We start from the raw sequence: 23,407 nt of genomic DNA on the forward strand, positions 1-23,407 counted from the left end.
ATTCGAGCGTAGCTCTCATGGCCTTGAGGCCTGAATTCGCTCCACTGGAGCGAATTCTCCCTGCGGGCCGGTCTCAAGCCTCGAAGCGGACCTTGCCCTGTTCGTCGAACTGATAGACATCGTCGCGGAAGCTGACCGTGCCCTGGCGGTTGGCCCAGGCGGTGATGTAGGTGGTGTGGATGGCCACCGGCGACTTGACCGCGACGTCGAGGCGCTGGAGGGAATCGAAGGTCTGGTCGACCCGGCCCCGGTCCCAGTCGCCATTGTCGCGCAACAGCCAGGTCACCAGTTCGTTGACGCCCTCGACGCGCACGCAGCCGGAGGAATGGAAGCGCGCATTCTCGCCGAACAGCGCCTTGCCGGGCGTGTCGTGCAGATAGACGTCGTGCTTGTTGTAGAAATTGATCTTGCAGTGGCCCATCGAGTTTTCGGCGCCGGGTTCCTGCCGGTACATGTAGTTGATGGCATTGCCCAGATTGGTCCAGTCGATGGTGGCCGGATCGATGATGTTGCCGCTGCCGTCGTAGATGAAGATGCTCTGCTTGGCCAGATATTGCGGGTCTTCCTGCATGTATTTGGTCAGGTCCCGCTCCACCAGCGACTTGGGCACGTGCCAGTAGGGATTGAAGTTGATCTGATGGATCTTGCTGGCCAGGATCGGCGTCGCCCGGTCGACGCGGCCCACGACGGCGGTGTGGCGCTGCTCGACCATGCCCCCGCCCACCGCCTCGATGGTGGCGGCGGGAATGTTGACCACTACATAGCGCTCGGACAGGCTCGCCGCCATGTTCTGGACGCGGGTGTAGTTGAGGTAGAGCTGTTGCAGCCGCGTGGCCGCCGGCACGTTGAGCGCATACCAGGTCGCCTCGTCCACCTGGCCGCTGACGACGAGACCGTGGCGGGCCTGGAAGGTGCGCACGCCCCGGTCGGCATCGGCGTCGAAGACGTCGCTGGCATATTCCACCAGCGGCATGTCGCCCGAGGAGATCAGGCGGCGCTTGAGCTGGACCACCGCCGGGGAGGACTGACCCAGCGCGAGGCGAAACGCCTGCTGGGGCACCTCCTCCCAGCCGCCGGCGGCCACGAAGGGCTCGTATTGGGAAATCGCCAATTGCAGATTGTAGAGGGTGTCATAGGACAGGATCGGCTCGTTGGTGGCGATCAGCGCCGCCGCCGCAGCGGTATTTCCCGACCGGTCGGTGTCGCGCAGTACCCGGTCGCGCGAGAACATGTCGAAAAGCGAGCTGCCGTCCTGCGCCCGCGCCGCCGGCAGGGCGGCGGACGCTCCCATGAGAGCCAGGGACCCGATAAATTTCCGTCTGTTCAAGCGCATTCGTCCACCCGAGAAGTCACTGCCGCCATTATGGGCGATTAGCACCGCCGCCTCCGCGCTCACAATGGCGGTCAACGCCTTGTGAACCATGCGGGGCACTGCCCTCGTTCTACCCGGAAAATGGTTTCCAACCCCGTAATGGCGCGAGGCCGGAGCATGAGGTGGCGCCGGTTTGCGGCACAAATAAGAAACGCCGGCCCCGGGGCCGGCGCTTTTCAGCGGATGTAGCATGGAGGCAACACATGCGCCACCAACTGCGGCTGTCCTCCCGCCCCGCAGGGCGCGCGGTCAGAGCTTGTAGAGGATCTGATCGACCCAGAAGCGCTCCAGCCGGGCCAGCGCCTTGTTGAGGCCGTCGAATTCCTCGCCGCCCAGGCCGCCGACCTTGTCGATGGACTTGAGGTGCCGGTCGTAAAGCTCGTCGATCACTTCCGCCACTTCCTCGCCCTTGGGGGTGAGGCGGATGCGGACCGAGCGGCGGTCGGTGCGCGAGCGCTCCTGGAAGATATAGCCGGCCTCGACCAGCTTCTTGAGATTGTAGGAGACGTTCGAGCCCAGATAGTAGCCGCGCGAGCGCAGTTCGCCGGCGGTGAGCTCGGCATCGCCGATATTGAACATCAACAGGGCCTGTACGGGATTGATGTCATCCCAGCCCATGCGGTCGAACTCGTCCTTGATCAGATCGAGCAGGCGGCGGTGGAGGCGCTCCACCCGGGAAACGGCTTCCAGATAAAGGGGCTTGAGACCTTCATTGCGTTCCGGAGTAAGCGCCTCGGCCGCGTTCGACTTGATTGCCATTTGTGCCTCACTGTTTGTCTGCGTGCGTTTCTTCGCATCTCATGAGGCCAGACTAGGCGGGCCCGACTAAGATCGCCCTAAGCGACACGCTTAAAACTATCTTACTGGAAAGCAATGAGAATTTGCCTTTATGATTGGTAACCCCGGGTGATAAAATCGTAACCTTACCGCTTTGGCGGGGAATGCTTCCGCTGATCGAGGGGGAGCGTTTCCTCCCTCTCGAGGGGCGCCTTATTCTGCTTCGGCGCGGGTGAAGCGCAGGCTGAGCACGAAGATGGCGAGCATGGCGACGAGCAGCACGACGCGCATGGCAAAGCCGATGGCGGTGAGGCGGATGTCGGGATTGCCGGCAATAAAAAGACCCAGCTCCAGCGCCGTGGCGCCCACCAGCAGCACCGCGCCCCAGCTCGCCCTGATCCACAGCCCGACGGCGGCGAACAGCCGGGCCAGCGAGAACGCCGCCAGGAACACGAAGGCGGGAAAGCCCATGGCGCTGATCGGGCTGGTGGCGCCCAGATTGACGCCCAGCAGGCGCGCGGCATCGTTGAGGCCCAGGAACAGGGCCAGAATGGCAAGGATGCGGATATAGAGCCCGAAGCCGGGTGCCTGAAACAGCATGCACGGTTCAATAGACCCGGAACGGGGCTGCGACAAGCCGTGGCTTGGACGCCGCCGCGCCGGCTGTTAACTAGGGCCACCGAGAACAGCGCCGACAGGGAGACGCATCGATGACGCAGGACTGGCCCAGGCACGACATGTCGTTTCTTTCCGGCCACCGGCTGCGGCGCACGCGGCAGGCCGAATGGAGCCGGGCCATGGTGCGCGAGACCAGCCTCGCCCCCTCGGACCTGATCTGGCCGCTTTTCGTCATCGAGGGCGACAACGAAAAGACCGCCATAAGGACCATGCCGGGCGTCGAGCGGCTATCGGTCGACCTCCTGGTGGAGGCGGCGCGGGCGGCGCGCGAGGCCGGCATTCCGGCGCTGGCGCTGTTTCCCAACACGCCGGACCATCTGCGCAGCGACAATGCCGCCGAGGCCTATAACCCGGACAATCTGATGTGCCGGGCGCTGCGCGCCATCAAGGACGCGGTGCCCGATATCGGGCTCATCGCCGACGTGGCGCTGGACGAATATTCCAGCGACGGCCAGGACGGGCTGGTGCGCGACGGGGAAATCCTCAATGACGAGACCGTGGCGGTGATGGTGAAGTCGGCGCTGGCCCAGGCCCGGGCGGGTGCCGACATCATCGCGCCCTCGGACATGATGGACGGGCGCGTGGCGGCGATCCGGGCAGCGCTGGACGAGAATGGCTTCGAGCACGTGCAGATCATGGCCTATTCGGCCAAATACGCCTCGTGCTTCTACGGCCCCTTCCGCGAGGCGGTGGGCTCGGGCAGCCGCCTCAAGGGCGACAAGCGCACCTATCAGATGGATTTCGCCAATTCCGACGAGGCGCTGCGCGAGATCGAGCAGGACATCGCCGAGGGCGCCGACAGCATCATGGTCAAGCCCGGCCTGCCCTATCTGGACGTGGTGCGCCGGGCCCGCGACGCCTTCAACATCCCCATCTATGCCTATCAGGTGAGCGGGGAATACGCCATGATCGAGATGGCGGGGGCCGCCGGGGCCATCGACCGCGACGCGGCGGTGCTGGAGAGCCTCTGGGCCTTCAAGCGCGCCGGCGCCAACGGCATCCTGACCTATTTCGCGCTGGAGATGGCGCGGCGGCTGGGGCGGTAATCCTCCCCTACCCCGCCCGTTCGGTGGTGCCGGCTTCGGCGGCGAACTGGGCCGGCCGCTGGCCGCGGCGCGGGCGCATGGCGCTGATGATGCCGGCCAGGGCGACGAGGCCCATGCCGGCCAGCGCCACCGGCTCGGGCGCGTGGCCGAAGACCAGCCAGCCCAGAATGCCGGCCCAGGCCAGGTGCATATAGGTCATCGGCGCCACCAGCGCGGCGGGCGCATAGCGATAGGACTGGGTGAACATGTAATGGCCCAGCCAGGCGGCGACGCCCAGGCTGACGAACAGCCCGACCTGCAGGAGCGAGGGCGCCGGGCCATGCAGCGTCCAGGGCAGCAGCACCCCGAAGCCGACCGCCCCCGCCAGCGCCGAATAGAACAGCATGGCCATGGTCCGCTCGGTATGGGCGAGGACGCGCGAGAGCAGGTTATAGGCGGTGGCCAGCATGACATTGCCCAGGACGAACATCACGCCGATCGGGTCGAGCCCGCCGCCCGGACGGGCGATCAGCAGCACGCCGGCAAAGCCCAGCAGCGCCGCCACCCAGGCTCCCGGCCCCACCTTTTCGCGCAGCAGCGGGCCGGACAGCACCACCACCAGCACCGGGCACAGATAGATGATGGCGGTGGTTTCGGCTACCGGCATGCGCTCGAGCGCGAAGCCGACCAGCAGCGAGCCGACCGCCAGGCTGGCGGCGCGGACCCAGACGAGGCCGGTGCGCTGGGTGCGCACCATCTCGCGCCCGTGCAGCGGCGCCACCAGGGCCAGCATCAGCAGGCAATGGCCGATATAGCGCACCGCCATCACCAGCGGCACGTTGTAATCCTCGATCAGCACCTTGTTGGTGGTGTCGCTATAGGCGAACAGCAGCGTGGCGCCCAGGGCGAGGAGCAGGCCGCGCAGCGGCTGGTGGGTCAGGGGCGCCGAAGGCGCAGGGGTGCGGGGCATGAACGTTTCCGACGAGGGCGCCGCTTGAAAACCGTTGCGGACGACTCGGATAGGAGAAAAGGAATGCCGCCAGCATAGAGGCGCCGCGCCGGGAAGGACAGAGGCTCGCCGCGAGGCGAAGAAAGGCCTGCGGCTGAGCCCTCGGTCGAACCGCGCGAGGTTTTTGCACGCCGCCCCTTGCACCCGGGGCCGAAGGTGACGATTTGTGGGCCATGAGCCAGGAATTCGCCGCCCGCCCCGTTCTGCCCGACCCCGCCTCCGCCCCCGAATTGTTCGACGGGCTGCTGACGCGGCGCGTCGCCGCCTATCTCATCGACCTGGTGCTGATGGGCGTCATCGTCGTCGTTCTCAGCGTGGTCGGCGCCGTCCTGGGCTTTTTCACCTTCGGTCTCGCCTGGGTGTCGCTGATCTTCGTCGTGCCGGCCTCCATCGTCCTCTATTACGCCGCGACGCTGGGCTCGCACCGCCGCGCCACGGTGGGCATGCAGGCCATGGACATCGTGCTCACCCCCACGCGCGGACAGCCGCTGGACGGCTGGATGGCGATCCTGCACGCGCTGGTGTTCTGGGTGACGGTGTGGATTTCCTGGCCGGTCTCGCTGCTGTTCGCGCTGTTCACCCCGCGCCGGCAGATGATTCACGACCTGGTGGTGGGGACGCTGATGGTGCGTCGCTCGCCGATGACGCGACACTGGCAGCGCATGCGCGCCGGGGATCAATACGGCGTTTGAGACGTTGCCCGGGGTGCGGGGGAGCGCTACACTCCCTCCGATTGCACCAAGGGTCGTCCATGACCGACCAGACGCCGGAAACCACCCAGCTCTTTCTCACCGCCGCCATGCCGTGTCCCTATCTGCCGGGGCGGATGGAGCGGAAGCTGTTCACCCATCTGTCGGGGCGGCGCGCCGCCATGCTGCACCAGTTGCTCAGCGACAACGGTTTCCGCCGCAGCCAGAACCTCATCTACCGGCCCGCCTGCGAAAGCTGCAATGCCTGCCAGTCGGTGCGCATCGTGGCCGGCGAGTTCCGGCCGGGAAAGCGCTTCCGCCGCGTGCTGCGCGCCAATGAGGATATCGGCGTCACCGTGCAGCCCACCCTCGCCACGCTCGAGCAATACGATCTGTTCAAGCGCTATCTGGACACCCGCCATGTCGGCGGCGGCATGACCCAGATGAGCTATGAGGACTATGAATACATGGTCGAGGACACGCCGGTGCAATCGGTGCTGGTGGAATACCGCCTCCGCGACCTGCCCGACCAGCCGCTGGTGGCCGTGGCCCTGACCGACGTGATGCCCGACGGGCTCTCCATGGTCTACAGCTTCTTCGACCCAGATCTCGCCCATCGCAGCCTGGGCACCTTCCTCATCCTCGACCACGTGACCCAGGTGCGCTCGGCCGGGCTGGACTATGTCTATCTGGGCTATTGGGTGAAGGATTCCCCGAAAATGGCCTACAAGACCGACTACCGCCCGCTGGAGGTGCAACGCGGCTCCCTGGGCTGGATGCGGCTGGAGGAATAGGCGGGCGCCTCCGGGGATGAAGGGGACGGAACGGCTCCCGCTCCACCCTCACCCCACGAAGCGGTTGTTGCGCGGGAAGCCGGTGGGGGGTTGGCGGCCGGCGGCGGCGCGGTCGCCGAGCCAGTCGATCAGCTCCTCGGTGGGCTTGGAATAGGTGCGGCCCGAGGAGTCGGTCCAGGTCAGGCCATCGGCAGCGTAGAAGGTCTTGATATCGGAAATGCCGCCATCCTTGTAGCGTTGCAGGCGCACGCCCTTGCCGCGGCTCATGGCGGCCAGTTGCGCCATGGGGAAGACCAGCAGCTTGCGGTTCTGCCCGATCACCGCCACGCGGTCGCCGTCGCAGGGCACGATGAGCCGCGCCTCGTCGGGCGCGCCGACATTGAGCACCTGCTTGCCCTTGCGGGTATTGGCGACCAGATCGTCCTCGGCGACGATGAAGCCGTAGCCGGAGGCGGACGCCACGATGCGCCGCGCGCCGGGCCGATAGACGAACAGGTCGACGATGTCCTGCCCCTCCTCGATATCGACCATGATGCGCACCGGTTCGCCCTGTCCGCGCCCGCCCGGCAGCCTGTCGGCGCCCAGCGTATAGACCCGCCCGCCGGTGGTGAGCATCAGCAGCTTGTCGGTGGTCTCGCAATTGAGGGCGAGCTTCAGCCGGTCGCCGGTCTTGAAGCCCTTGTCGTCAATGGTGGCGTTGTGGCCCTTGGGGGCGCGGATCCAGCCCTTTTCCGACAGGATGACGGTGATCGGCTCGCGCTCGATGAAGGCTTCGGTGATCTCGGCGGCATCGGCCGTCGGGACATTGCCGAACACGGTGCGGCGCGCGCCCAGCGCGTGGGGCGTCGCGCCATCGGCCTCGAACAGCGGATAGGTCTTTTTCAGCGTCTCGACCTGCTTGGCGATCTCGCCCCATTGGCGCTTGTCCGAGGCCATCAACGCGTCGAGCCGGCCCTTCTCCTCGGTCAGCGTCGTATGCTCCCGGCGCAATTCCAGCTCTTCGAGCCTGCGCAGGGAACGCAGCCGCATGTTGAGGATGGCCTCGGCCTGATTGTCGGTCAGGCTGAAGGCGGCGATGAGGCTGGCCTTGGCGTCGTCCTCCTCGCGGATGATGCGGATCACCTCGTCCAGGTTGAGGAAGGCGACGATATAGCCCTCGAGCACTTCGAGGCGGTTGGCGATCTGCTCCAGCCGGTGCTCGGAGCGGCGCACCAGCACCACCTTGCGATGATCGAGCCAGGCCTTGAGCGCATCGGCCAGCCCCATGACGCGCGGCACCGTGCCCCGGTCGAGGACGTTGAGATTGAGCCCGAAGCGCACCTCGAGCTCGGTGAGCTTGAACAGCTGCTCCATGAGGATGACCGCATCCACCGTGCCGGAGCGCGGCTCCAGCACGAGGCGGATATCGTCGGCGCTCTCGTCGCGCACGTCCTTGAGCAGCGGCAGCTTCTTCGCCAGCAGCAATTCGGCGATCTTCTCGACCAGACGCGCCTTCTGCACGCCATAGGGGATCTGCGTCACGACGATCTGATAGACGCCCCTGCCCTTTTCCTCTTTTTCCCAGATGGCGCGGAGGCGGAAGGAGCCGCGCCCGGTTTCATAGGAATGGACGATGGAGGAGCGAGATTCGACCAGTTGCCCGCCGGTGGGGAAATCCGGGCCGCGCACCAGATCGTCCATGGACGGGGGCGCGGCGGGATCGGGATGGACCAGTTCCTCGGTGGTGGCGGCGGGATTGTAGATCAGCTTCAGCGCCGCATTGCACAATTCGACCAGATTATGCGGCGGCACCGAAGTGGCCATGCCCACGGCGATGCCGGTGGAGCCGTTGGCCAGCAGGTTGGGAAAGTTCGAGGGGAGCACCACCGGCTCCTCGTCCTCGCCGTCATAGGTCGGCTTGAAGTCGATGGCGTTCTCGGCGATGCCTTCCAGGAGCCGCGTGGCCACCTCGGTCATGCGGCTTTCGGTATAGCGCATGGCCGCCGGGCTATCGCCGTCGATATTGCCGAAATTGCCCTGCCCGTCGACCAGCGGATAGCGCAGGGCGAAATCCTGCGCGAGGCGCACCAGCGCGTCATAGATCGACTGGTCGCCATGGGGGTGGAACTTGCCGATGACGTCGCCCACGATGCGGGCGCTCTTCTTGTAGCCCTGGCTGGGATCGAGCCGCAAAAGCCGCATCGCATGCAGGATGCGCCGGTGCACGGGCTTCAGCCCGTCGCGGGCATCGGGCAGCGCGCGCTGGGTGATGGTGGACAGGGCATAGCTCAGATACCGCTCCTCGAGCGCCTGCTTGAGATCGACGATGCGCTGGTCGTCGGGCGGCGGAAGGGTATCGGCATCGGACATTGGCGGCTCGGAACAGGAGAACGAATCAGGAGCAGAGTATAGCCGGCGGTCTCCGAACCCCCACCCTCTTTCCCTCCCCACATGGCAGGGCAATCGCATATGAGCCTGACGACGCAATAGAAGCTGTCGTGTTCCCCTCCCCCTTGAGGGGAGGGGTTAGGGGTGGGGGTTCCGCTCCATCGATATTCTCGATGAATCAAGCGGACTCCCGGATAATCCTCAACCCCCACCCTCGATCCCTCCCCACAAGGGGGAGGGAGGCGAAGGAGCCAGCCGCACGGATTTTTCCATATGCGCACACCGCCCCGCCATTCGAGCATAGCTCTCATGGCCTTATCGGCTCGAAAGGCTCCACTGGAGCCTTTCGTCCGCAAGCGGAACGCCCGCCCCCGCCATTCGAGCATAGCTCTCATGGCCTTATCGGCTCGAAAGGCTCCACTGGAGCCTTTCGTCCGCAAGCGGAACGCCGCTAAGCCCAGCGGTCGAACCAGTTGGGGACGTAGGCGGCGCCGGGGCCGCGGGCGGCGTTCTGGGACAGCCAGGAGAGGATGACCAGGACGAAGAGCACGACGGAGATTTCGAAGCCCGGCACCCCCGAGGTGACATGGGCGGAGAAGGCCAGGATCAGGTGATAGAAGAAGCCGGCATAGGCCAGTTGCGCGAGCCCCAGGGGCCGGCGCACCAGCACCGCCAGGATGCCGGCGATCTTCACGAAGATCATCAGCGAGACCAGATAGGCCGGATAACCCACCGCCGCATAGCCGGCAGCCGAGCCGGCCGGGTCGGAAATATAGGTGTAGATGCTCAGCGCATAAAAGGCGCAGAAGGCCAGAGTGCTGACCCAGTAAACTATTCTGGCAACCATGTGAGTCTCCCTTGCAGCAATGAACCGATGCTAGAGGGACGGCCAAAATTGACAAGCGGGGAATATGGGCCGCTGCGGACGGCAGCGGCCTCTATCCCTGCGTCAGCATGAAGATCAGCGGCTCGCGCGTCGGCGGCGCCTCGATCTGCCGGGCCGACCACACATGCCGGTCGAGAAAATGGCCGGTGAGGCGGAAGGCGTCGCGCAGATCGTCGGGAGAGGCATTGCCGCGCGCCGCAAGGAAGCTGGGCAGGGCCAGCAGCCGGTCCTTGTAGGGCTCGGCGGCGGCGCGGGAAACGGCCCGGCCCGTGCGCGGCGAAACATGGGTGAGATCGGCGGTGGCGCCGGTGGCGGCGCAGCTTTCCAGATCGAGCCCGAACCCCAATTCGTCCAGCAGCGCCAGCTCGAACCGGGCCAGCGCCACCCCGTCGGGCGCATTGTCGATGAGCTCCAGCGCCATGGCCAGCAGGCGGTCATGCGGGTCGCGCTCGGGCAGGAGATGCAGATGCTCGCACACGAGCTGCGCCAGATAGAGGCGCCGGCGGTCGGCGATGAGGCCGGCTGCGCGGGCTTGCAGCAGCTCGACGCTGAACGTGCCCAGATGATCCTCGAGACGGGCGCGCCAGGTGAGCTGCACCGTATTGCCCGGCTGGAGCGTGGCGGCATGCCGCGACGACCTGCCCCCGCGCACGAGGCCCAGGCACCGCCCGCGCCCCGCCACCATCGCCTCGGCGATGAGGCTGGTCTCGCCGTGGCGGCGCACGCCTATGAGCAGGGCTTCACCGGTCCATTCCACGGTGACTACCTTCCCTTCTCCCCTTGGGAGGAAGGGGCGGCGCCGGCGTTCGGCTCACTTCTTCCCATGCGGGTAATCCAGCCCCATTTCGCGGTAGCGCTCGGGGTCGTCGGCCCATTTTTCGCGCACTTTCACGAAGAGGAAGAGATGGATGGGCACCTCGTACATATCCATCAGTTCCTTGCGGGCCTCGGCACCGATGGCCTTGATGGTCTGGCCGCCGGCCCCCAGCACGATCTTCTTGTGGCTGTCGCGGGTGACATAGACGACTTGATCGATCTTGTAGGAGCCGTCCTTCTGGATCTTGAAGCTCTCGGTCTCGACCGTGGCGTTGTAGGGAATCTCGTCATGGACGCGCAGGAACAGCTTTTCGCGCGTCACCTCGGCGGCGGTGATGGCCATGGTGAGGTCGGTGAGATGGTCTTCGGGGAAATGCCACGGCCCGGGCGGGATGTGTGCGACGCACCAGTCGATGAAATCGCGCACCCCGTCCCCCTTGAGCGCCGAGAGCATGAAGGTCGCCTCGAAGCGCAGGCGCTCGTTGAGCTCCCGGGACAGCTCCAGCAGCTTTTCGCGCTGCACCTGGTCGATCTTGTTGAGGATCAGCACCTTGGGCTGGCGGATATTGCCGAGGCCCTCGATCAAGGGCTCGATCTCGGGGGAGATGCCGCGCCCGGCATCGACGATGAAGGCAACGATGTCGGCGTCTCCCGCCCCGCCCCAGGCATTGTCCACCATGGCCCGCTCGAGCCGGCGCTTGGGCGCGAAGACGCCCGGCGTATCGATGAACACCAGTTGCGCCGCATCGAGCGTCAACACGCCCCGCACCTGCGAGCGGGTGGTCTGGGCCTTGTGGGTGACGATGGAGACCTTGGTGCCGACCAGCGAATTGAGCAGGGTCGACTTGCCGGCATTGGGAGCGCCCACCAGGGCAATGAAGCCGCAGGAGGTATCGGCCAGTTCCGCGGGGTCGTTCATGGGCTGTCCTTCCACACCTTGCGGGCGACGAGAAAGCGTTCGGCGGCCTTGTGCTCGGCGACCCGCTTGGAATTGCCGGCCGCCTCGACGCGCTCGAAGCCGGCCAGGTCGACCGCGATGGTGAATTCGGGCGCATGGTCGGGACCGGTGCGCTCGACCAGCACGTAATCGGGCGGCTCGAGGCCGCGCGCCTGCGCCCATTCCTGCAGCGTCGTCTTGGCGTCGGCGCGGTTGACCTGCCCGTCATCGAGGAATTCGCCGAACAGGCGCTCGATGAAGCCATAGGCCTTGCCCAGCCCGCCATCGAGATAGATGGCGCCGATGACCGCCTCGGTGACGTCGCCCAATATGGCGTCCTTGTCGGCGCCGCCCGAGCGCGCCTCGCTCTCGCCCAGGATCATCTCTGGCCCCAGATCGAGCCGGCGGGCGATGACGGCGCAGCTTTCCTTGCGCACCAGCGTATTGAGGGTGCGGCTCAGCTCCCCCTCATTGGAGGCGGGAAAGCGGCGATAGAGCATGTCGGCGACGACGAGGCCGAGCACGCGGTCGCCCAGGAATTCCAGCCGCTGATAGGAACGCTCGATGCGCTTGCGCGGCGCGATGGCGCTGGAATGGGTCAGCGCCCGCTCCAGCAGGTCGATATCGGCGAAGCGGTAGCCGAGGCGGAACTGCAGCTTTTCGTGGGACTTGTCGCGCCGGCTCATTGATAGACGGAGCGGAACATGCGGTCCCAGCGCACATTGGCCGGCCACTGCCAGAGCTGCCAGGGCGGGATATTGTCCTTGATGGAGAAGAAGCGCGCCTCGGCCTTGGCGATCAGGTTGACCGCCGGCACATAGCCCACCTGGCTCAGCACCCGGCTGTCGGCGGAGCGGTCGCGATTGTCGCCCATCATGAAGTAATGGCCGGCCGGCACAACATATTCGGGGGTGTTGTCGAGCGAGAGATTGTCCCCGATCTCCTGGATGATGTGGCTGGTGCCCTCGGGGAAGAACTCACGATAGACGGTGACCTCGCGGGTATCGCCATTGCTGTCGGTATCCATGGTCTTGCCGACTTCCTCGCGCTCCACCATCACCTCGTTGATATAGAGCCGGCCGTCCTTCATCTGGATGCGGTCGCCCGGCATGCCCACGATGCGCTTGATATATTCGATGTTCTGCGGCACCGGGCGGAAGACGGCGATGTCGCCGCGGTTCGGATCGCGCCCCAAGATGCGGTTGGAGATCGGCAGCTCGAAATCGAGCAGGGTGAAATCGCCGTAGCGGCCCAGCGAGAAGGAATGCTTGCCATAGCCCCAGACGAATTTGTTGGCGACGAAATAGTCGCCGATCATCAGCGTCTGCTGCATGGAGGCGGTGGGGATGGAAAAGGGCTGGTAGAGGAAGAAACGCAGCACGATGGCGATCAGCAGCGCCTCGACGATGACCACGAAGGTCTCCACCCACTCATTGGTGGCGGATTTCTTGGCCGACTTCTTGGCCGACTTCTTGGCGGGCTTTTCGGCAGGCTGGGTCATGGCTGTCCCCGGAATTGCGGTGCCGAAGGGTTAGGCGTTTGTCTTGGCCGGGTCAATCGGGAGCGCTTCGATGATGACGAAGGCTTGAGCGAGCCCGGCGTCGTCGGTGATGGTCAGGTGGATATGGGGCTCGTGCCCCGGCGGCACAAGCCGGGCCAGCGCCCGGGCCGCGCCATGGGTCAGATGCATGGTCGGCTTGCCCGAGGGCAGGTTCACCACGCCCATGTCGCGCCAGTAGACCCCCCAGGAAATGCCGGTCCCCAGCGCTTTCGAGCACGCCTCCTTGGCGGCGAAGCGCTTGGCATAGGAGGCGGCGCGCTGCGCCCGGCGGTCGGATTTGCTCCGCTCGATCTCGGTGAAGCAGCGCTGGGTGAAGCGCTCGCCGAACCGCTCGAGCGTCTGCTGCACCCGCTCGATCCCGATGAGGTCGGAGCCCAGGCCGACGATCATGCTGCCACCGGGACCCACAAAGCGCCCCCCACCCCAGCCCTTCCCTCGAGGGGGAGGGAACAGATCGCGTGCGGGGCAATACCGGAAATCATCGCTTCACCCCCTGGATGCCGCGGCTGCCGGGCTTGACCGCGGGGATGGCGGCGAGGTCGGGGGGAAGCTGGTCGGCCGGATAGGCGGGGACCTTGAACTCGATCAGCGACACCAGCTTGACGCCGACATCGGCCTCGCCGGCGGAACGGTCGATGAGGCAGGCGGCGGCGGCGACATTGGCGCCGAGGCGCCGGAGCGCATCGACGCATTCACGGATCGACAGGCCCGTCGAGACGATGTCCTCGACCACCACAACCACGTCCTCGGGCGCGATCTCGAAGCCGCGGCGCAGCTCGAACTGCCCCTCGACGCGCTCGGTATAGAGCGCCGGCACGTCCAGTTGCCGCGCGGTCTCGTAGCCGGGAATGATGCCGCCAATGGCCGGCGAAACCACCTTGGTGACACCGGGCACTTCCGCCCGGATGCGCTCGGCCAGCGCCTTACAGAGCTTTTCGGTCTGGCGCGCATATTGGAAGACCCGGGCCTTTTGCAGGAAGACCGGCGAGCGCAGGCCCGAGGAGAGGATGAAATGCCCCTCCAGCATGGCGCCGCACTCGCGGAAGATATCCAGCACTTCGTCCCTAGTCATCGCGCGCGCTCCTGTCGACCTTGCCGTCCCATTCGAGAGTGGAGATCATCCCCGCCTCGCGAATGCCCGCCCGCTGGACGGCCGATAGGCCCGGGCTGCGCTTGAGGGTTGCCAGAACATCGGTGAGTTGCGCAAGGTCGCGCACCTCGATTTCGAAGATCATCTGGTGAAAGTCCGGCGAAATCATGCGCATCACCAGATTGTTGATATTGGCGTCGCAGGCGGCGATGGCCGAGGAAATCTGCGCCAGCGAGCCGGGTCGGTTGACCGACTCCATGGAAATGACCGTGGCATAGGGCCTTTCCTCGCCGCCCTTGAGGTTCCAGCGCACATCCACCCAGGCCACGTCGCTGTCGTGCTTCTGGGTCAGCGCGTCGGAATGGATGGGATAGACCATCAGCGGCTTGCCGGGCTCGAGAATGCCCACCAGCCGGTCGCCGGGCACCACCCCCTCGCCCGACAGCGCCACCTGGGTATGGAAATCGAGCTCGGCCAGGGCCGCGGTGGCATTGGGGCCGGAGCGCTGCCCGCCCGGCACGCGGAAGCGGAACCGGTCGGTGGCGCGCAGCGCGAACCAGCCATCGGCCGTGTCGGCCACCGGCAGGTCGAGCTTGCGGCGGCGCTTGCGGATGCCCTTGACCTGGGCCAGGGCATTGGCCAGCGGCTCGGGCCCGATCTTGCCTTCGCCCAGGGCGATGAGAAGATCGCGCCGCCCGGGCTGCTCGAGCGCATCGGCCAGCGCCTTGCCCTCGCTTTCGTCCAGCATGACGCCCTCGCGCTCCAGCATCATGTTGAGCACGTGCTCGCCCAGGGCGTAGGCGCGCTGCACCGCCGACTGGCGCACGGCGCGGCGGATGGCGGCGCGGGCCTTGCCGGTGGCGGCGATGCCGATCCAGTTGCTGGGCGGGCGGTGGTTCTGGTCGCGCAGGATCTCCACCTCGTCGCCCGAGCGCAACTGGGTGACCAGCGGCAGGATCAGCCCGTTGATCTTGGCCCCGACGCAGGTGTCGCCGATATCGGTATGCAGGGCATAGGCGAAATCGATGGGCGTGGCGCCGCGCGGCAGGGCGATGAGGCGCCCGCGCGGGGTGAAGCAGAACACCTGGTCCTGGAACAGCTCGAGCTTGGTGTATTCGAGGAAATCCTCGCTCGAAATGCCCGAGGTCAGATGGCTGATGGTCTGGCGCAGCGAGCCATAGGCGTGCGATTCCATCTCGATGCGCCCCAGATTGGCCGAGGCGCCGTCCTTGTAGAGGGCATGGGCGGCGATGCCGAATTCGGCGATGCGGTCCATCTCCTCGGTGCGGATCTGCAATTCGACGCGCTGCCGGCTGGGGCCGACAATGGTGGTGTGGATCGACTGGTAGTCATTGTGCTTGGGGACCGAGACATAGTCCTTGAAGCGGCCGGGCACGACCTTCCACTGGGTATGGACGATGCCCACGGTGCGGTAGCATTCCTCCACCGAGGCGACGATGACCCGGAAGCCGATCATGTCGGAAAGCTGTTCCAGCGCGATCGACTTGCGCTCGATCTTGGAGAAGATCGAATAGGGCGCCTTGACCCGCGCCTTGACCCGCGCGGCGATGCCGGCCTCGGCGAGGCGCTCGGTCAGCTCGGCGGTGATGGTCTCGATGGCTTCGCTGTTATCGGCCTGCATCTGCTCGAGCCGGGCCATGATCGCATCGTAATGATCGGGCTGCAGGATGCGGAAGCTGAGGTCCTCCAGCTCGTTGCGCAGGTCCTGCATGCCCATGCGGCCGGCCAGCGGCGCATAGATGTCCATGGTCTCCTGGGCGATGCGCCGCTGCTTTTCGGCCGGCATGTAGTGCAGCGTGCGCATATTGTGCAGGCGGTCGGCCAGCTTGACCAGCAGCACGCGCACGTCCTGGCTGATCGCCAGCAGCAGCTTGCGCAGGTTTTCCGCCTGCGCCTCCTCGCGCGAGACCAGGTTGAGGCGGTCGATCTTGGTCAGCCCGTCGACGATGGCGGCGATCTCGGAGCCGAATAGCTGGTCGATCTCGGCGCGGGTGGCGTCGGTGTCCTCGATGGTGTCGTGCAGCAGCCCCACGGCGATGGAAGCGTCGTCGAGCTTGAGCTCGGTCAGGATCGCCGCGACTTCCAGCGGATGGTTGAAATAGGGGTCGCCCGAGGCGCGCTTTTGCGAACCATGCTTCTGCATGGCGTAGACATAGGCCTTGTTCAACAATTGCTCGTCGGCGTTCGGGTTGTAGGCCTGAACCCGTTCGACAAGCTCGTACTGACGCATCATGGAGTGGGTCGCTCTCGGATCATTCCATACTTAACGCGTCGCGGGAAAATGGGAAGGGCCGGGTGAAGGAGTTTCTGACGCAACCTTCCGTCAGCTCCAACGCAAAACACCCCCCGGCTTTCGCAGAGGGGTGCTTCGGTCTTTTGTCCGTTCGCCATTCGAGCACGACCCTCATGGCCTGCTCGCCTCAAATCGCTCCACCGGAGCGATTTGCCCTGACGGGACGGCTCTTAGTCGTCGCGCCGCTCGGGGGGAGCGAGGCTTTCGATGCCGCGCAGCAATTCCTCTTCGCTGATCGTGTCGAAATTGACCGAATCGTCGTCGCCGGCGCTCTCGATGAGCGGGGCGGCGCTGGTCTCGGGCTCGTCGACCTCGACATATTTCTGCAGCGAGTGGATCAAATCCTCGTGCAGATCCTCGGGCGAAATGGTGCCGTCGCCGATCTCGCGCAGCGCCACGACCGGGTTCTTGTCGTTGTCGCGGGGCACGGTGATCTGGGCGCCGGAGGAAATCATGCGCGCGCGGTGAGCGGCCATGAGGACGAGGTCGAAGCGGTTCTCGACCTTTTCAATGCAGTCTTCAACGGTGACGCGTGCCACGAACGTCTCCACACTTTGGGGGGAATGAGGGTCCGCATTACACGATGGCGCCGCCAATGGCAAGGTTTGCGTGCCTTGCCGGCTCCGGGCCGAAGCGCTTGCCGGACGAAGGCAAATGTGCGAACACCGAAACCACGAGATTAAAACTTTCGACGGAATTTAATTAAAGACGCCGGTTTTTCGGCACAGGCGACGGGGGACGTCCCCGTCCTTCCGGGAGCTTTACTTATGGCCATTGACCCGCGTGAAAAGATCGCGCTCTTCATCGACGGCGCCAATCTCTATGCCACCTCCAAGGCGATCGGCATCGATATCGACTATCGCAAGCTGCTGGCCGAATTCGGCGCCAAGGCCTATATGCTGCGCGCCAACTACTACACGGCGCTGGTGGAGGATCAGGAATATTCCTCGATCCGGCCGCTGATCGACTGGCTCGACTACAATGGCTACACCGTGGTCACCAAGCCGGCCAAGGAATTCACCGACGCCACCGGGCGGCGCAAGGTGAAGGGCAATATGGACATCGAGCTGACGGTCGATGCGCTGGAGCTCTCGCCCTTTTACGACCATCTGGTGCTGTTTTCCGGCGACGGGGATTTCACCGCCCTGGTCGCCGCCCTGCAGCGCAAGGGCAAGCGGGTGACCGTGGTGTCGACCCTGACCACCGCCACCCCGATGATCTCGGACGAATTGCGGCGTCAGGCCGATTTCTTCCTCGACGTCGCCGACCTGGCCAAGAGCGTCGGCCGCCCCCAGGCCCCCAAGCCGGCCGAGGCCTGAGGCGCGGCCTTTCGCCCCTATCCCCTGCCGCCTTCCTTGAGGATGCGGGCCTTGTCGCGGTTCCAGTCGCGGTCGCGGCTGGTGGCGCGCTTGTCGAAATTCTTCTTGCCCTTCCCGAGGCCGATCAGCAGCTTGGCGCGGCCCTGATCGTTGAAATAGAGTTTCAGCGGCACGATAGTGTTGCCGGCGCGGGCGACTTCGGCGTCGAGCCGGGCCAGTTGCTTCTTGCTGACCAGCAGCTTGCGCGGGCGCCGCTCCATGTGGTTGAAGCGGTTGGCCTCCAGATATTCGGGAATATGGGCGTTGATCAGCCACAGCTCGCCCCTTTCGGGCGAGGCATAGGCTTCGGCGATCTGCGCCTTGCCCAGCCGCAGCGACTTGACCTCGGTGCCGGTGAGGACGATCCCGGCCTCCATGGTGTCCCCGATCTCGTAATCGAAGCGCGCGCGGCGGTTCTCGGCCACGACCCCGTGGCTGATCCATCCGCGCTTGTTCCTGTCGTTCTTGCTGGCCATGAATTCCCCGGTCGCGTCCCCGGCGCGAAGGACCGGCAGCCGCTTCGCCCGATGCCCCTAGATAAGGCCGGCGTGGCGCAATGCAAAGTCCACCGCCGCCTCGGTCTCCTTGGAGACGGTCACCAGCGGCAGGCGCAATTCGTTGGCGCATAGCCCCAGCCGGCTGGCGGCATATTTCACCGCCGTCGGGTTGGGCTCGAGGAACAGGTTCTTGTGCAGCGGCACCAGCAGGTCGTGGATCTCCAGCGCCCCCTTGAAATCGCCCGCCAGCGACTTTTCCTGCATCTGCGAGACGAGGCGCGGCGCCAGATTGGAGGTGACCGAGATGCAGCCATGCCCGCCATGGGCGTTGAACCCCAGCGCCGTCATGTCCTCGCCCGAGAGCAGGATGAAATCCGGGCCCAGCTTGGCGCGCTGCAGGCTCGCCCGCCCCATATCGGCGGTGGCGTCCTTGGCGCCCACGATATTGGCATGGGCGTCGCGCAGCCGGGCGATGGTGTCGACGGTGAGATCCACCGTGGTGCGGCTGGGGACGGAATAGAGGATGACCGGGATGCCGACCGACTGCGCCACCGCGGAAAAATGGTGAAACAGCCCTTCCTGGTTGGGCTTGTTGTAATAGGGCACCACCGAGAGCACCGCATCGGCGCCCGACTTTTCGGCGTGCTGGGCCAGCGACACCGCCTCGGCGGTGGAATTGGAGCCGGCGCCGGCGATGACCGGCACGCGCCCATTGGCGACCTCGACGCAGATATCGACGACCCGGTTGTGTTCATCATGGCTGACGGTGGGGCTTTCGCCGGTGGTGCCGACCGGCACCAGGCCATGAATGCCCTCGGCGATCTGCCATTCGACAAAGCTGGCGAAGGCTTTCTCATCCAGGCCCCCATCGCGCATGGGGGTGATGAGCGCCGTGATCGAGCCTCGCAGCATTTACAGGTATTCCTCAATTATTGCCGGGCTGGGCCGGCGCTGGCCTGGATGATGCCCAGGCGCCGGGCGGCGCGGGGCGAGCGCACCATACTTTCATCGGCGCCCCGCCACAAGACGAGCGAGCCGGCCTTGTCGGCCCGACCCGGCCCTCCCGGCACCGCGCGAAAACCGCAATTCCACTTTCCGGCACGATGCTCTAGACAGGACGCATGACGCCGCTGTTCCGCCGCCGCAGGATCGTGCCCGCCCACCACAAGGCCTTCGAGGGCCTGCCCGTCACTCATGTGGTGACCGGCGACGCGCGCACCCGCGCCGCGGTGCACCGGCGCGGCCGGTTCGCCCGGGGCCGCCTGCCGGTGGTGTGCCTTGCCGGCTACCATCGCAATATGAGCGATTTCACCGCTTTCGCCGATTATTTCTCCCGGCTCGGGCCAGGCGACTGGCCGGTCGTGCTGATCGACCTGCCGGGGCGCGGCCGCGCCGACGACCGCCCCCGAAGCGAGGATTACGGCTCGCTCGCCGATGCGCGCGACCTGGCCGACATATTGGCGGCGCTGGGCATCGGGCGGGCGATCCTGCTGGGCCAGGGCCATGGCGGGCAGGTGGCGATGGCGCTGGCCGCCGCGCGGCCGCTCTTCGTCGGCGGCGCCATCCTGCTCGACGCCGGCCCGGTGACGGATTCGCGCGGCATCGTGCGGCTGCGCAACAATCTGGCGCATGTGGAGAGCCTGGGCGGCGGCCGGGCGGCCATGGCCGGCTTCCGCCGCATGCTGGGCGGCGATTATCCCGGCCTTGCCGAAAACACCCTCGACGCGCTGGCGCTGCGCAGCCACTGGTTCGACCGCAAGGGCCGCCCCCGGCCGCTGTTCGACCGGCGGCTGATCGAGCTGCTCGGGGATATCGGCTTCGACGACGTGCTGGTGCCGCAATGGCCCTTCTACGACGCGCTCAAACCCATGAAGCTGATGCTGCTGCGCACCCAGCTCACCGACCAGCTCCGGCGCGAAACTTTCGAGGAAATGACCCGCCGCCGCCCCGACGCGCCGGCCCTCACCATCGCCGGCCAGGGCTCGCCGGCCCTGTTCGACCAGAACGAGGAAATCGAAGCCGTCGCCGATTTCGTCTTCCGCACCAGCGCCGGGTGAGGGCGGAGCCTTTTTTTGCTCCCCTCCCCCTTGAGGGGAGGGGTCGGGGGTGGGGGTCCTTCGGTGGCCCGCAAACCCACCCCCTCCCCAACCCTCCCCTCAAGGGGGAGGGGGCGCCGGGTCGCCGCATTATCAAAACATGAAAGCCTTCCCCCTTCGTGCCCTCACCCCTCCGGCGCCGCCCTACCCTTCCTCGTCGCGCAGCGTCACCACGATGCGGCGGTTCCGGCGCTTGCCGTCGGCGGTGGCGTTGTCGGCGACGGGGAGGGATTCGCCGTAGCCGATGGCGTAGAGCCGTTCGGCCGCGACGCCCCGCTCGATGAGCGCGGCGACCACCGCCTCGGCGCGGGCGACCGAGAGCGCCAGATTGCGCCCCGCATCGCCGTCGCTGTCGGTGTGGCCGGCAATGTCCACCGGCGCCTCCGGACACAGGCCCAACGCCTGGGCGAAGGCATCGAGCTCGCCCGCGGCGCCGGCGGCGATGACGGCGGCGCCCGACTGGAACAGGATGGCATTATGCGCCGAGAGCTCCGCCAGCCGGTCGCGGCACAGCGCGAGGCCGTCCGGCGGCGGAACCGCTGCCGTTGTTTCAGGCGCGGGCGCAGGTTCGGGCGCCTCCACGGCGATGACGGGCCGCGCCCCCTCGGGGAGACGGTAATCGACCTGCCCGAGGCCGAGGCCGGGCGGCAGGCCGGTCTCGAGGAGCGCGCCGAGCCGGCGATGGGCGGCGGGGCTGGCGGCGATGCCGGAAAGCGACACCTCCTCGCCCCGCAGCGAAAACCGGCCCTCGGACAGATGCGAGAGCAGCACGAGGCCGAAATCGACCGCCCGGCGATAGGAGGCCGGGGCGCCGCTGCCCAGCTTGAGAAAGCTCACATCGGCGCCGGCCCGCTTGGCGAAGGCGGCGCGGCTGGCCTCGTCCGGCACATAGCCGTCGAACACCAGCACCCCGCCGGGCTGGCGATTGACGCTCATCCAGTAATCGGCGATGCGCGGCGGCGCGAGCTGGACGATGGCGCCCCCGCCCGACCGCGGCGAAACCGCCTGCGCTATGTCGATGGCCGGCGCCGCCACAACCGCGACCGTCCCGCCAAGACTGACAACGAGGCAGGGCGCGACCCGCCTGAGAAGGTCCCTGATCATCCCGAATCCATTGGAAAACCGCACTTTTCCGGAAAGTAGATGATTTGCGCGGACGGACAAAGGAAAATGGCGCGCGCCCCGCGGAAACGTGAAGCAGTCCGCCTGCCGGCGTCACCCCTCTCCCCCTGGGGGTGAGGGACGGGAAATCCGCGTTCAGCGGATTTGCGAGGGTGAGGGTTCTCTCCTCCCCCTTGAGGGGAGGGGTCGGGGGTGGGGGTTCGGGATTATCCGGGAGTCCGCTTGATTCATCGAGAATGTCGATGGAGCGGAACCCCCACCCCTAACCCCTCCCCTCAGGGGAGGGGAACGCAGCGGCGCCACAGGGGAGAGGGAAGATGCGGCAAAAGAAAAGGCCCGGCGTGAGCCGGGCCTTTCCCAATTCAGGAGTAATCCAAGGATTACTTGAATTCCTTGGCAGCCTTGAAGGTGACCTTGTAGGCGTTTTCGCTGTTGGCTTCGCCCTTGATCGAGGAGGTGAAACCACCACCCGGAGCCCAGGCCAACTCGGCAGCGCCGTAGAAGATCGAGTCGTTCTGGAACGCAGCGTTGTTGGCGATGGCGTCGCCGAAGTAACCGCCGACTTCACCGGTGGCCTTGATGGTCTCGGTCAGAGCCGCGACGATCTGGGCGGCAACCTGCGTGGTGCCCTCGTTATTCAGGTCATCATGGAAGTGACGGGCGCCGAGATTGATCGACACGCCTTCGGTGACGGCAACGCCGATCGAGCCGCCGATTCCGTAGTCGGTGTAGTCGGTACCGGCAGACTGCCTGACGTTGGCCACTTCACCCGAGACGGCGATCTTGAACAGATCGAACGTGCCTTCGACGCTGAGCAGCGCATTCAGGACGTCAACCTTGTTGCTGGTGGTCGTGTTCTCGCGGCCGAACTTGAAGTTGTCCCAGTAGGAGACCGCACCGCGGACCTTGAAGGCATCGAACGAACCGGTGGCGCCAGCATGCAGGAACCAGGATTCGACAGTACCGTCGAGGATGCCGAGGGCTGCACCGGTCAGGTGAGCGGTGACGCCTTCACCGGCATAGGAGACCACACCAACCAGCGTGCCGTGGGTGAGCGGGTCATTCTCATGAATGAGAGGACCCACAGCGGGAGGAACAGGAGCGGCCGGAGTAGTGATAGCACCGCTGCCACCATTCAGATTTTCCAGACCGATGCCGATCTTGACACCATCGGCTACTTCCGAGACGACCTGGATGACGTGACCGCCGAGATAGGTGGTGTCGCCATCGACGCCAACGCCCTTGCCGTCAATGGCATCGGAGTTGAACAGGCCGAGGAAATTGAACGGCTCGTCGTCGCCGAGATTGGCGATCGAGCCCTTCTTACCGGCCATGATGGTGGTGGTGTCGCCGACCTGCACGAAGGCTTCGTCGATTTCGAGACCGCCGGTATCGTCGCCACCGTCAATAAGGATACCATTTGCCGTACCACGCACGCGGGTCTGGTCAATTTCCTTGAGCTTGATGGTGGCGGAAGCCGGGCCGAAATCGCTCGAGGCGGTGCCGACGAACTTCACCCAGGCTTCGACCTTGCTGGACCAATCCGGACCGGCATCGGCGATCGAAACGTTGCGATTGCCGTCGAAGGTACGAGCAACATAAGATTCGGTGCGGTAGTCGCCCCAGATAAACTCATACGACACGCCGCCGGTGATCTGCAGGCAGTTGTCGGAGGACGACAGGGTCAGGCCGGAAATGCCGAGCGAGTCGCACACGTCGAGCGAGGTGAGAACGCCCAGATCGGCGGCGAAGCCGGCGGTCGACAGACCAGCGGCAGCGACAGAACCGAGGATAAGGCTCTTGAGTTTCATTAATTGACCTCCAAAGTCAGTCATTTCTTAGTGCCGGTTACCCAGCGGTTTGCCGAAACGCGACCACACAATTCGTGGTGCTGTGTGTTGCCGTCGCGTCGCGACCGACAAACGATCCCATGCATGGATTCGCAGGGCCCACTCTACGCATGGGAAAAATGGACGCAATCGCGGCAAGCGGCTTTTCCGGCCGGCACAATGTGGTTGC

Annotated in this window: 23 protein-coding genes; 5 read left to right on the plus strand and 18 right to left on the minus strand. The window is 65.7% G+C overall.

Going from position 1 to position 23,407, the window contains the following annotated elements; translation table 11 throughout:
• Window positions 1–73 precede the first annotated feature (73 nt).
• From ACFOOL_RS00125 to ACFOOL_RS00135, 3 genes are all read right to left on the minus strand, one after another.
• Window positions 74–1,327, minus strand: a complete 1,254-nt coding sequence (locus tag ACFOOL_RS00125; protein WP_380093769.1) for a L,D-transpeptidase family protein — start codon at window positions 1,325–1,327, stop codon at window positions 74–76.
• Window positions 1,328–1,621: 294 nt separating this feature from the next.
• A complete protein-coding gene (ldtR, locus tag ACFOOL_RS00130) occupies window positions 1,622–2,131 on the minus strand; it encodes a transcriptional regulator LdtR (RefSeq protein ID WP_380093771.1) in 510 nt (169 codons plus the stop codon).
• A 231-nt stretch (window positions 2,132–2,362) separates the two neighbouring features.
• Window positions 2,363–2,749, minus strand: coding sequence for a hypothetical protein (locus tag ACFOOL_RS00135; protein ID WP_380093773.1), 387 nt, complete (start codon window positions 2,747–2,749; stop codon window positions 2,363–2,365).
• Between the two features lie 110 nt (window positions 2,750–2,859).
• Here ACFOOL_RS00135 and hemB point away from each other — a divergent pair, with 110 nt between their 5' ends.
• Window positions 2,860–3,873: a porphobilinogen synthase gene (hemB, locus tag ACFOOL_RS00140; protein WP_380093774.1), complete on the plus strand. Its 1,014-nt coding sequence runs from the start codon at window positions 2,860–2,862 to the stop codon at window positions 3,871–3,873.
• A gap of 7 nt (window positions 3,874–3,880) precedes the next feature.
• On the opposite strand, the gene ACFOOL_RS00145 is transcribed toward hemB, so the two are convergent.
• The gene (locus ACFOOL_RS00145; RefSeq protein ID WP_380093775.1) at window positions 3,881–4,822 is read right to left on the minus strand and encodes a DMT family transporter; all 942 of its coding nucleotides are present in this window, start codon (window positions 4,820–4,822) and stop codon (window positions 3,881–3,883) included.
• Between the two features lie 212 nt (window positions 4,823–5,034).
• Here ACFOOL_RS00145 and ACFOOL_RS00150 point away from each other — a divergent pair, with 212 nt between their 5' ends.
• Window positions 5,035–5,553 carry an RDD family protein gene (locus ACFOOL_RS00150; RefSeq protein WP_380093776.1) on the plus strand — a complete coding sequence of 173 codons (519 nt, stop codon included), beginning with the start codon at window positions 5,035–5,037 and terminating at the stop codon, window positions 5,551–5,553.
• A 59-nt stretch (window positions 5,554–5,612) separates the two neighbouring features.
• Window positions 5,613–6,344, plus strand: a complete 732-nt coding sequence (locus ACFOOL_RS00155) for an arginyltransferase (RefSeq protein WP_380093777.1) — start codon at window positions 5,613–5,615, stop codon at window positions 6,342–6,344.
• Between the two features lie 48 nt (window positions 6,345–6,392).
• On the opposite strand, the gene parC is transcribed toward ACFOOL_RS00155, so the two are convergent.
• From parC to rpoZ, 10 genes are all read right to left on the minus strand, one after another.
• Window positions 6,393–8,693 (minus strand): DNA topoisomerase IV subunit A, encoded by a 2,301-nt coding sequence (parC, locus tag ACFOOL_RS00160; protein ID WP_380093779.1) that lies wholly within the window; start codon window positions 8,691–8,693, stop codon window positions 6,393–6,395.
• A gap of 469 nt (window positions 8,694–9,162) precedes the next feature.
• On the minus strand, window positions 9,163–9,558 hold the full coding sequence (locus tag ACFOOL_RS00165; protein WP_380093781.1) for a DoxX family protein: 396 nt from the start codon (window positions 9,556–9,558) through the stop codon (window positions 9,163–9,165).
• Between the two features lie 91 nt (window positions 9,559–9,649).
• Window positions 9,650–10,354, minus strand: coding sequence for a DNA repair protein RecO (gene recO, locus ACFOOL_RS00170; RefSeq protein ID WP_380093783.1), 705 nt, complete (start codon window positions 10,352–10,354; stop codon window positions 9,650–9,652).
• Between the two features lie 54 nt (window positions 10,355–10,408).
• On the minus strand, window positions 10,409–11,332 hold the full coding sequence (gene era, locus ACFOOL_RS00175) for a GTPase Era (protein ID WP_380093785.1): 924 nt from the start codon (window positions 11,330–11,332) through the stop codon (window positions 10,409–10,411).
• Complete coding sequence (gene rnc / locus ACFOOL_RS00180; RefSeq protein WP_380093787.1) at window positions 11,329–12,036, minus strand: ribonuclease III; 708 nt, start codon at window positions 12,034–12,036, stop codon at window positions 11,329–11,331. Before rnc ends, era begins: the two co-directional genes overlap by 4 nt.
• On the minus strand, window positions 12,033–12,851 hold the full coding sequence (gene lepB / locus ACFOOL_RS00185; RefSeq protein WP_380093789.1) for a signal peptidase I: 819 nt from the start codon (window positions 12,849–12,851) through the stop codon (window positions 12,033–12,035). The genes rnc and lepB overlap by 4 nt, the downstream gene beginning before the upstream one ends.
• 30 nt (window positions 12,852–12,881) lie before the next feature.
• The gene (acpS, locus tag ACFOOL_RS00190) at window positions 12,882–13,301 is read right to left on the minus strand and encodes a holo-ACP synthase (RefSeq protein ID WP_380093791.1); all 420 of its coding nucleotides are present in this window, start codon (window positions 13,299–13,301) and stop codon (window positions 12,882–12,884) included.
• Between the two features lie 88 nt (window positions 13,302–13,389).
• Window positions 13,390–13,983, minus strand: coding sequence for an orotate phosphoribosyltransferase (gene pyrE / locus ACFOOL_RS00195; RefSeq protein ID WP_380093794.1), 594 nt, complete (start codon window positions 13,981–13,983; stop codon window positions 13,390–13,392).
• Window positions 13,976–16,255, minus strand: coding sequence for a RelA/SpoT family protein (locus ACFOOL_RS00200; protein WP_380093797.1), 2,280 nt, complete (start codon window positions 16,253–16,255; stop codon window positions 13,976–13,978). Before ACFOOL_RS00200 ends, pyrE begins: the two co-directional genes overlap by 8 nt.
• A gap of 230 nt (window positions 16,256–16,485) precedes the next feature.
• Window positions 16,486–16,854 (minus strand): DNA-directed RNA polymerase subunit omega, encoded by a 369-nt coding sequence (gene rpoZ / locus ACFOOL_RS00205; protein WP_380093799.1) that lies wholly within the window; start codon window positions 16,852–16,854, stop codon window positions 16,486–16,488.
• Between the two features lie 228 nt (window positions 16,855–17,082).
• Between rpoZ and ACFOOL_RS00210 the strand changes: the two genes are divergently transcribed.
• On the plus strand, window positions 17,083–17,634 hold the full coding sequence (locus tag ACFOOL_RS00210; RefSeq protein ID WP_380093800.1) for a LabA-like NYN domain-containing protein: 552 nt from the start codon (window positions 17,083–17,085) through the stop codon (window positions 17,632–17,634).
• A 17-nt stretch (window positions 17,635–17,651) separates the two neighbouring features.
• On the opposite strand, the gene smpB is transcribed toward ACFOOL_RS00210, so the two are convergent.
• Complete coding sequence (smpB, locus tag ACFOOL_RS00215; RefSeq protein WP_380093802.1) at window positions 17,652–18,149, minus strand: SsrA-binding protein SmpB; 498 nt, start codon at window positions 18,147–18,149, stop codon at window positions 17,652–17,654.
• Window positions 18,150–18,206: 57 nt separating this feature from the next.
• Entirely contained in the window at window positions 18,207–19,082 is an 876-nt protein-coding gene (gene dapA, locus ACFOOL_RS00220) for a 4-hydroxy-tetrahydrodipicolinate synthase (RefSeq protein ID WP_380093805.1), read from the minus strand.
• Window positions 19,083–19,291: 209 nt separating this feature from the next.
• Here dapA and ACFOOL_RS00225 point away from each other — a divergent pair, with 209 nt between their 5' ends.
• Window positions 19,292–20,227, plus strand: coding sequence for an alpha/beta fold hydrolase (locus ACFOOL_RS00225; protein WP_380093807.1), 936 nt, complete (start codon window positions 19,292–19,294; stop codon window positions 20,225–20,227).
• A gap of 183 nt (window positions 20,228–20,410) precedes the next feature.
• Here the strand turns inward: ACFOOL_RS00225 and ACFOOL_RS00230 are convergent, their stop codons facing one another.
• Both ACFOOL_RS00230 and ACFOOL_RS00235 read right to left on the minus strand, forming a co-directional pair.
• Window positions 20,411–21,370 carry an OmpA family protein gene (locus ACFOOL_RS00230; protein ID WP_380093809.1) on the minus strand — a complete coding sequence of 320 codons (960 nt, stop codon included), beginning with the start codon at window positions 21,368–21,370 and terminating at the stop codon, window positions 20,411–20,413.
• 398 nt (window positions 21,371–21,768) lie between these two features.
• Window positions 21,769–23,199 carry a hypothetical protein gene (locus ACFOOL_RS00235; protein WP_380093811.1) on the minus strand — a complete coding sequence of 477 codons (1,431 nt, stop codon included), beginning with the start codon at window positions 23,197–23,199 and terminating at the stop codon, window positions 21,769–21,771.
• Window positions 23,200–23,407 lie beyond the last annotated feature (208 nt).

It is taken from the genome of Devosia honganensis, from assembly GCF_042648785.1.
Lineage (GTDB): Bacteria > Pseudomonadota > Alphaproteobacteria > Rhizobiales > Devosiaceae > Devosia > Devosia honganensis.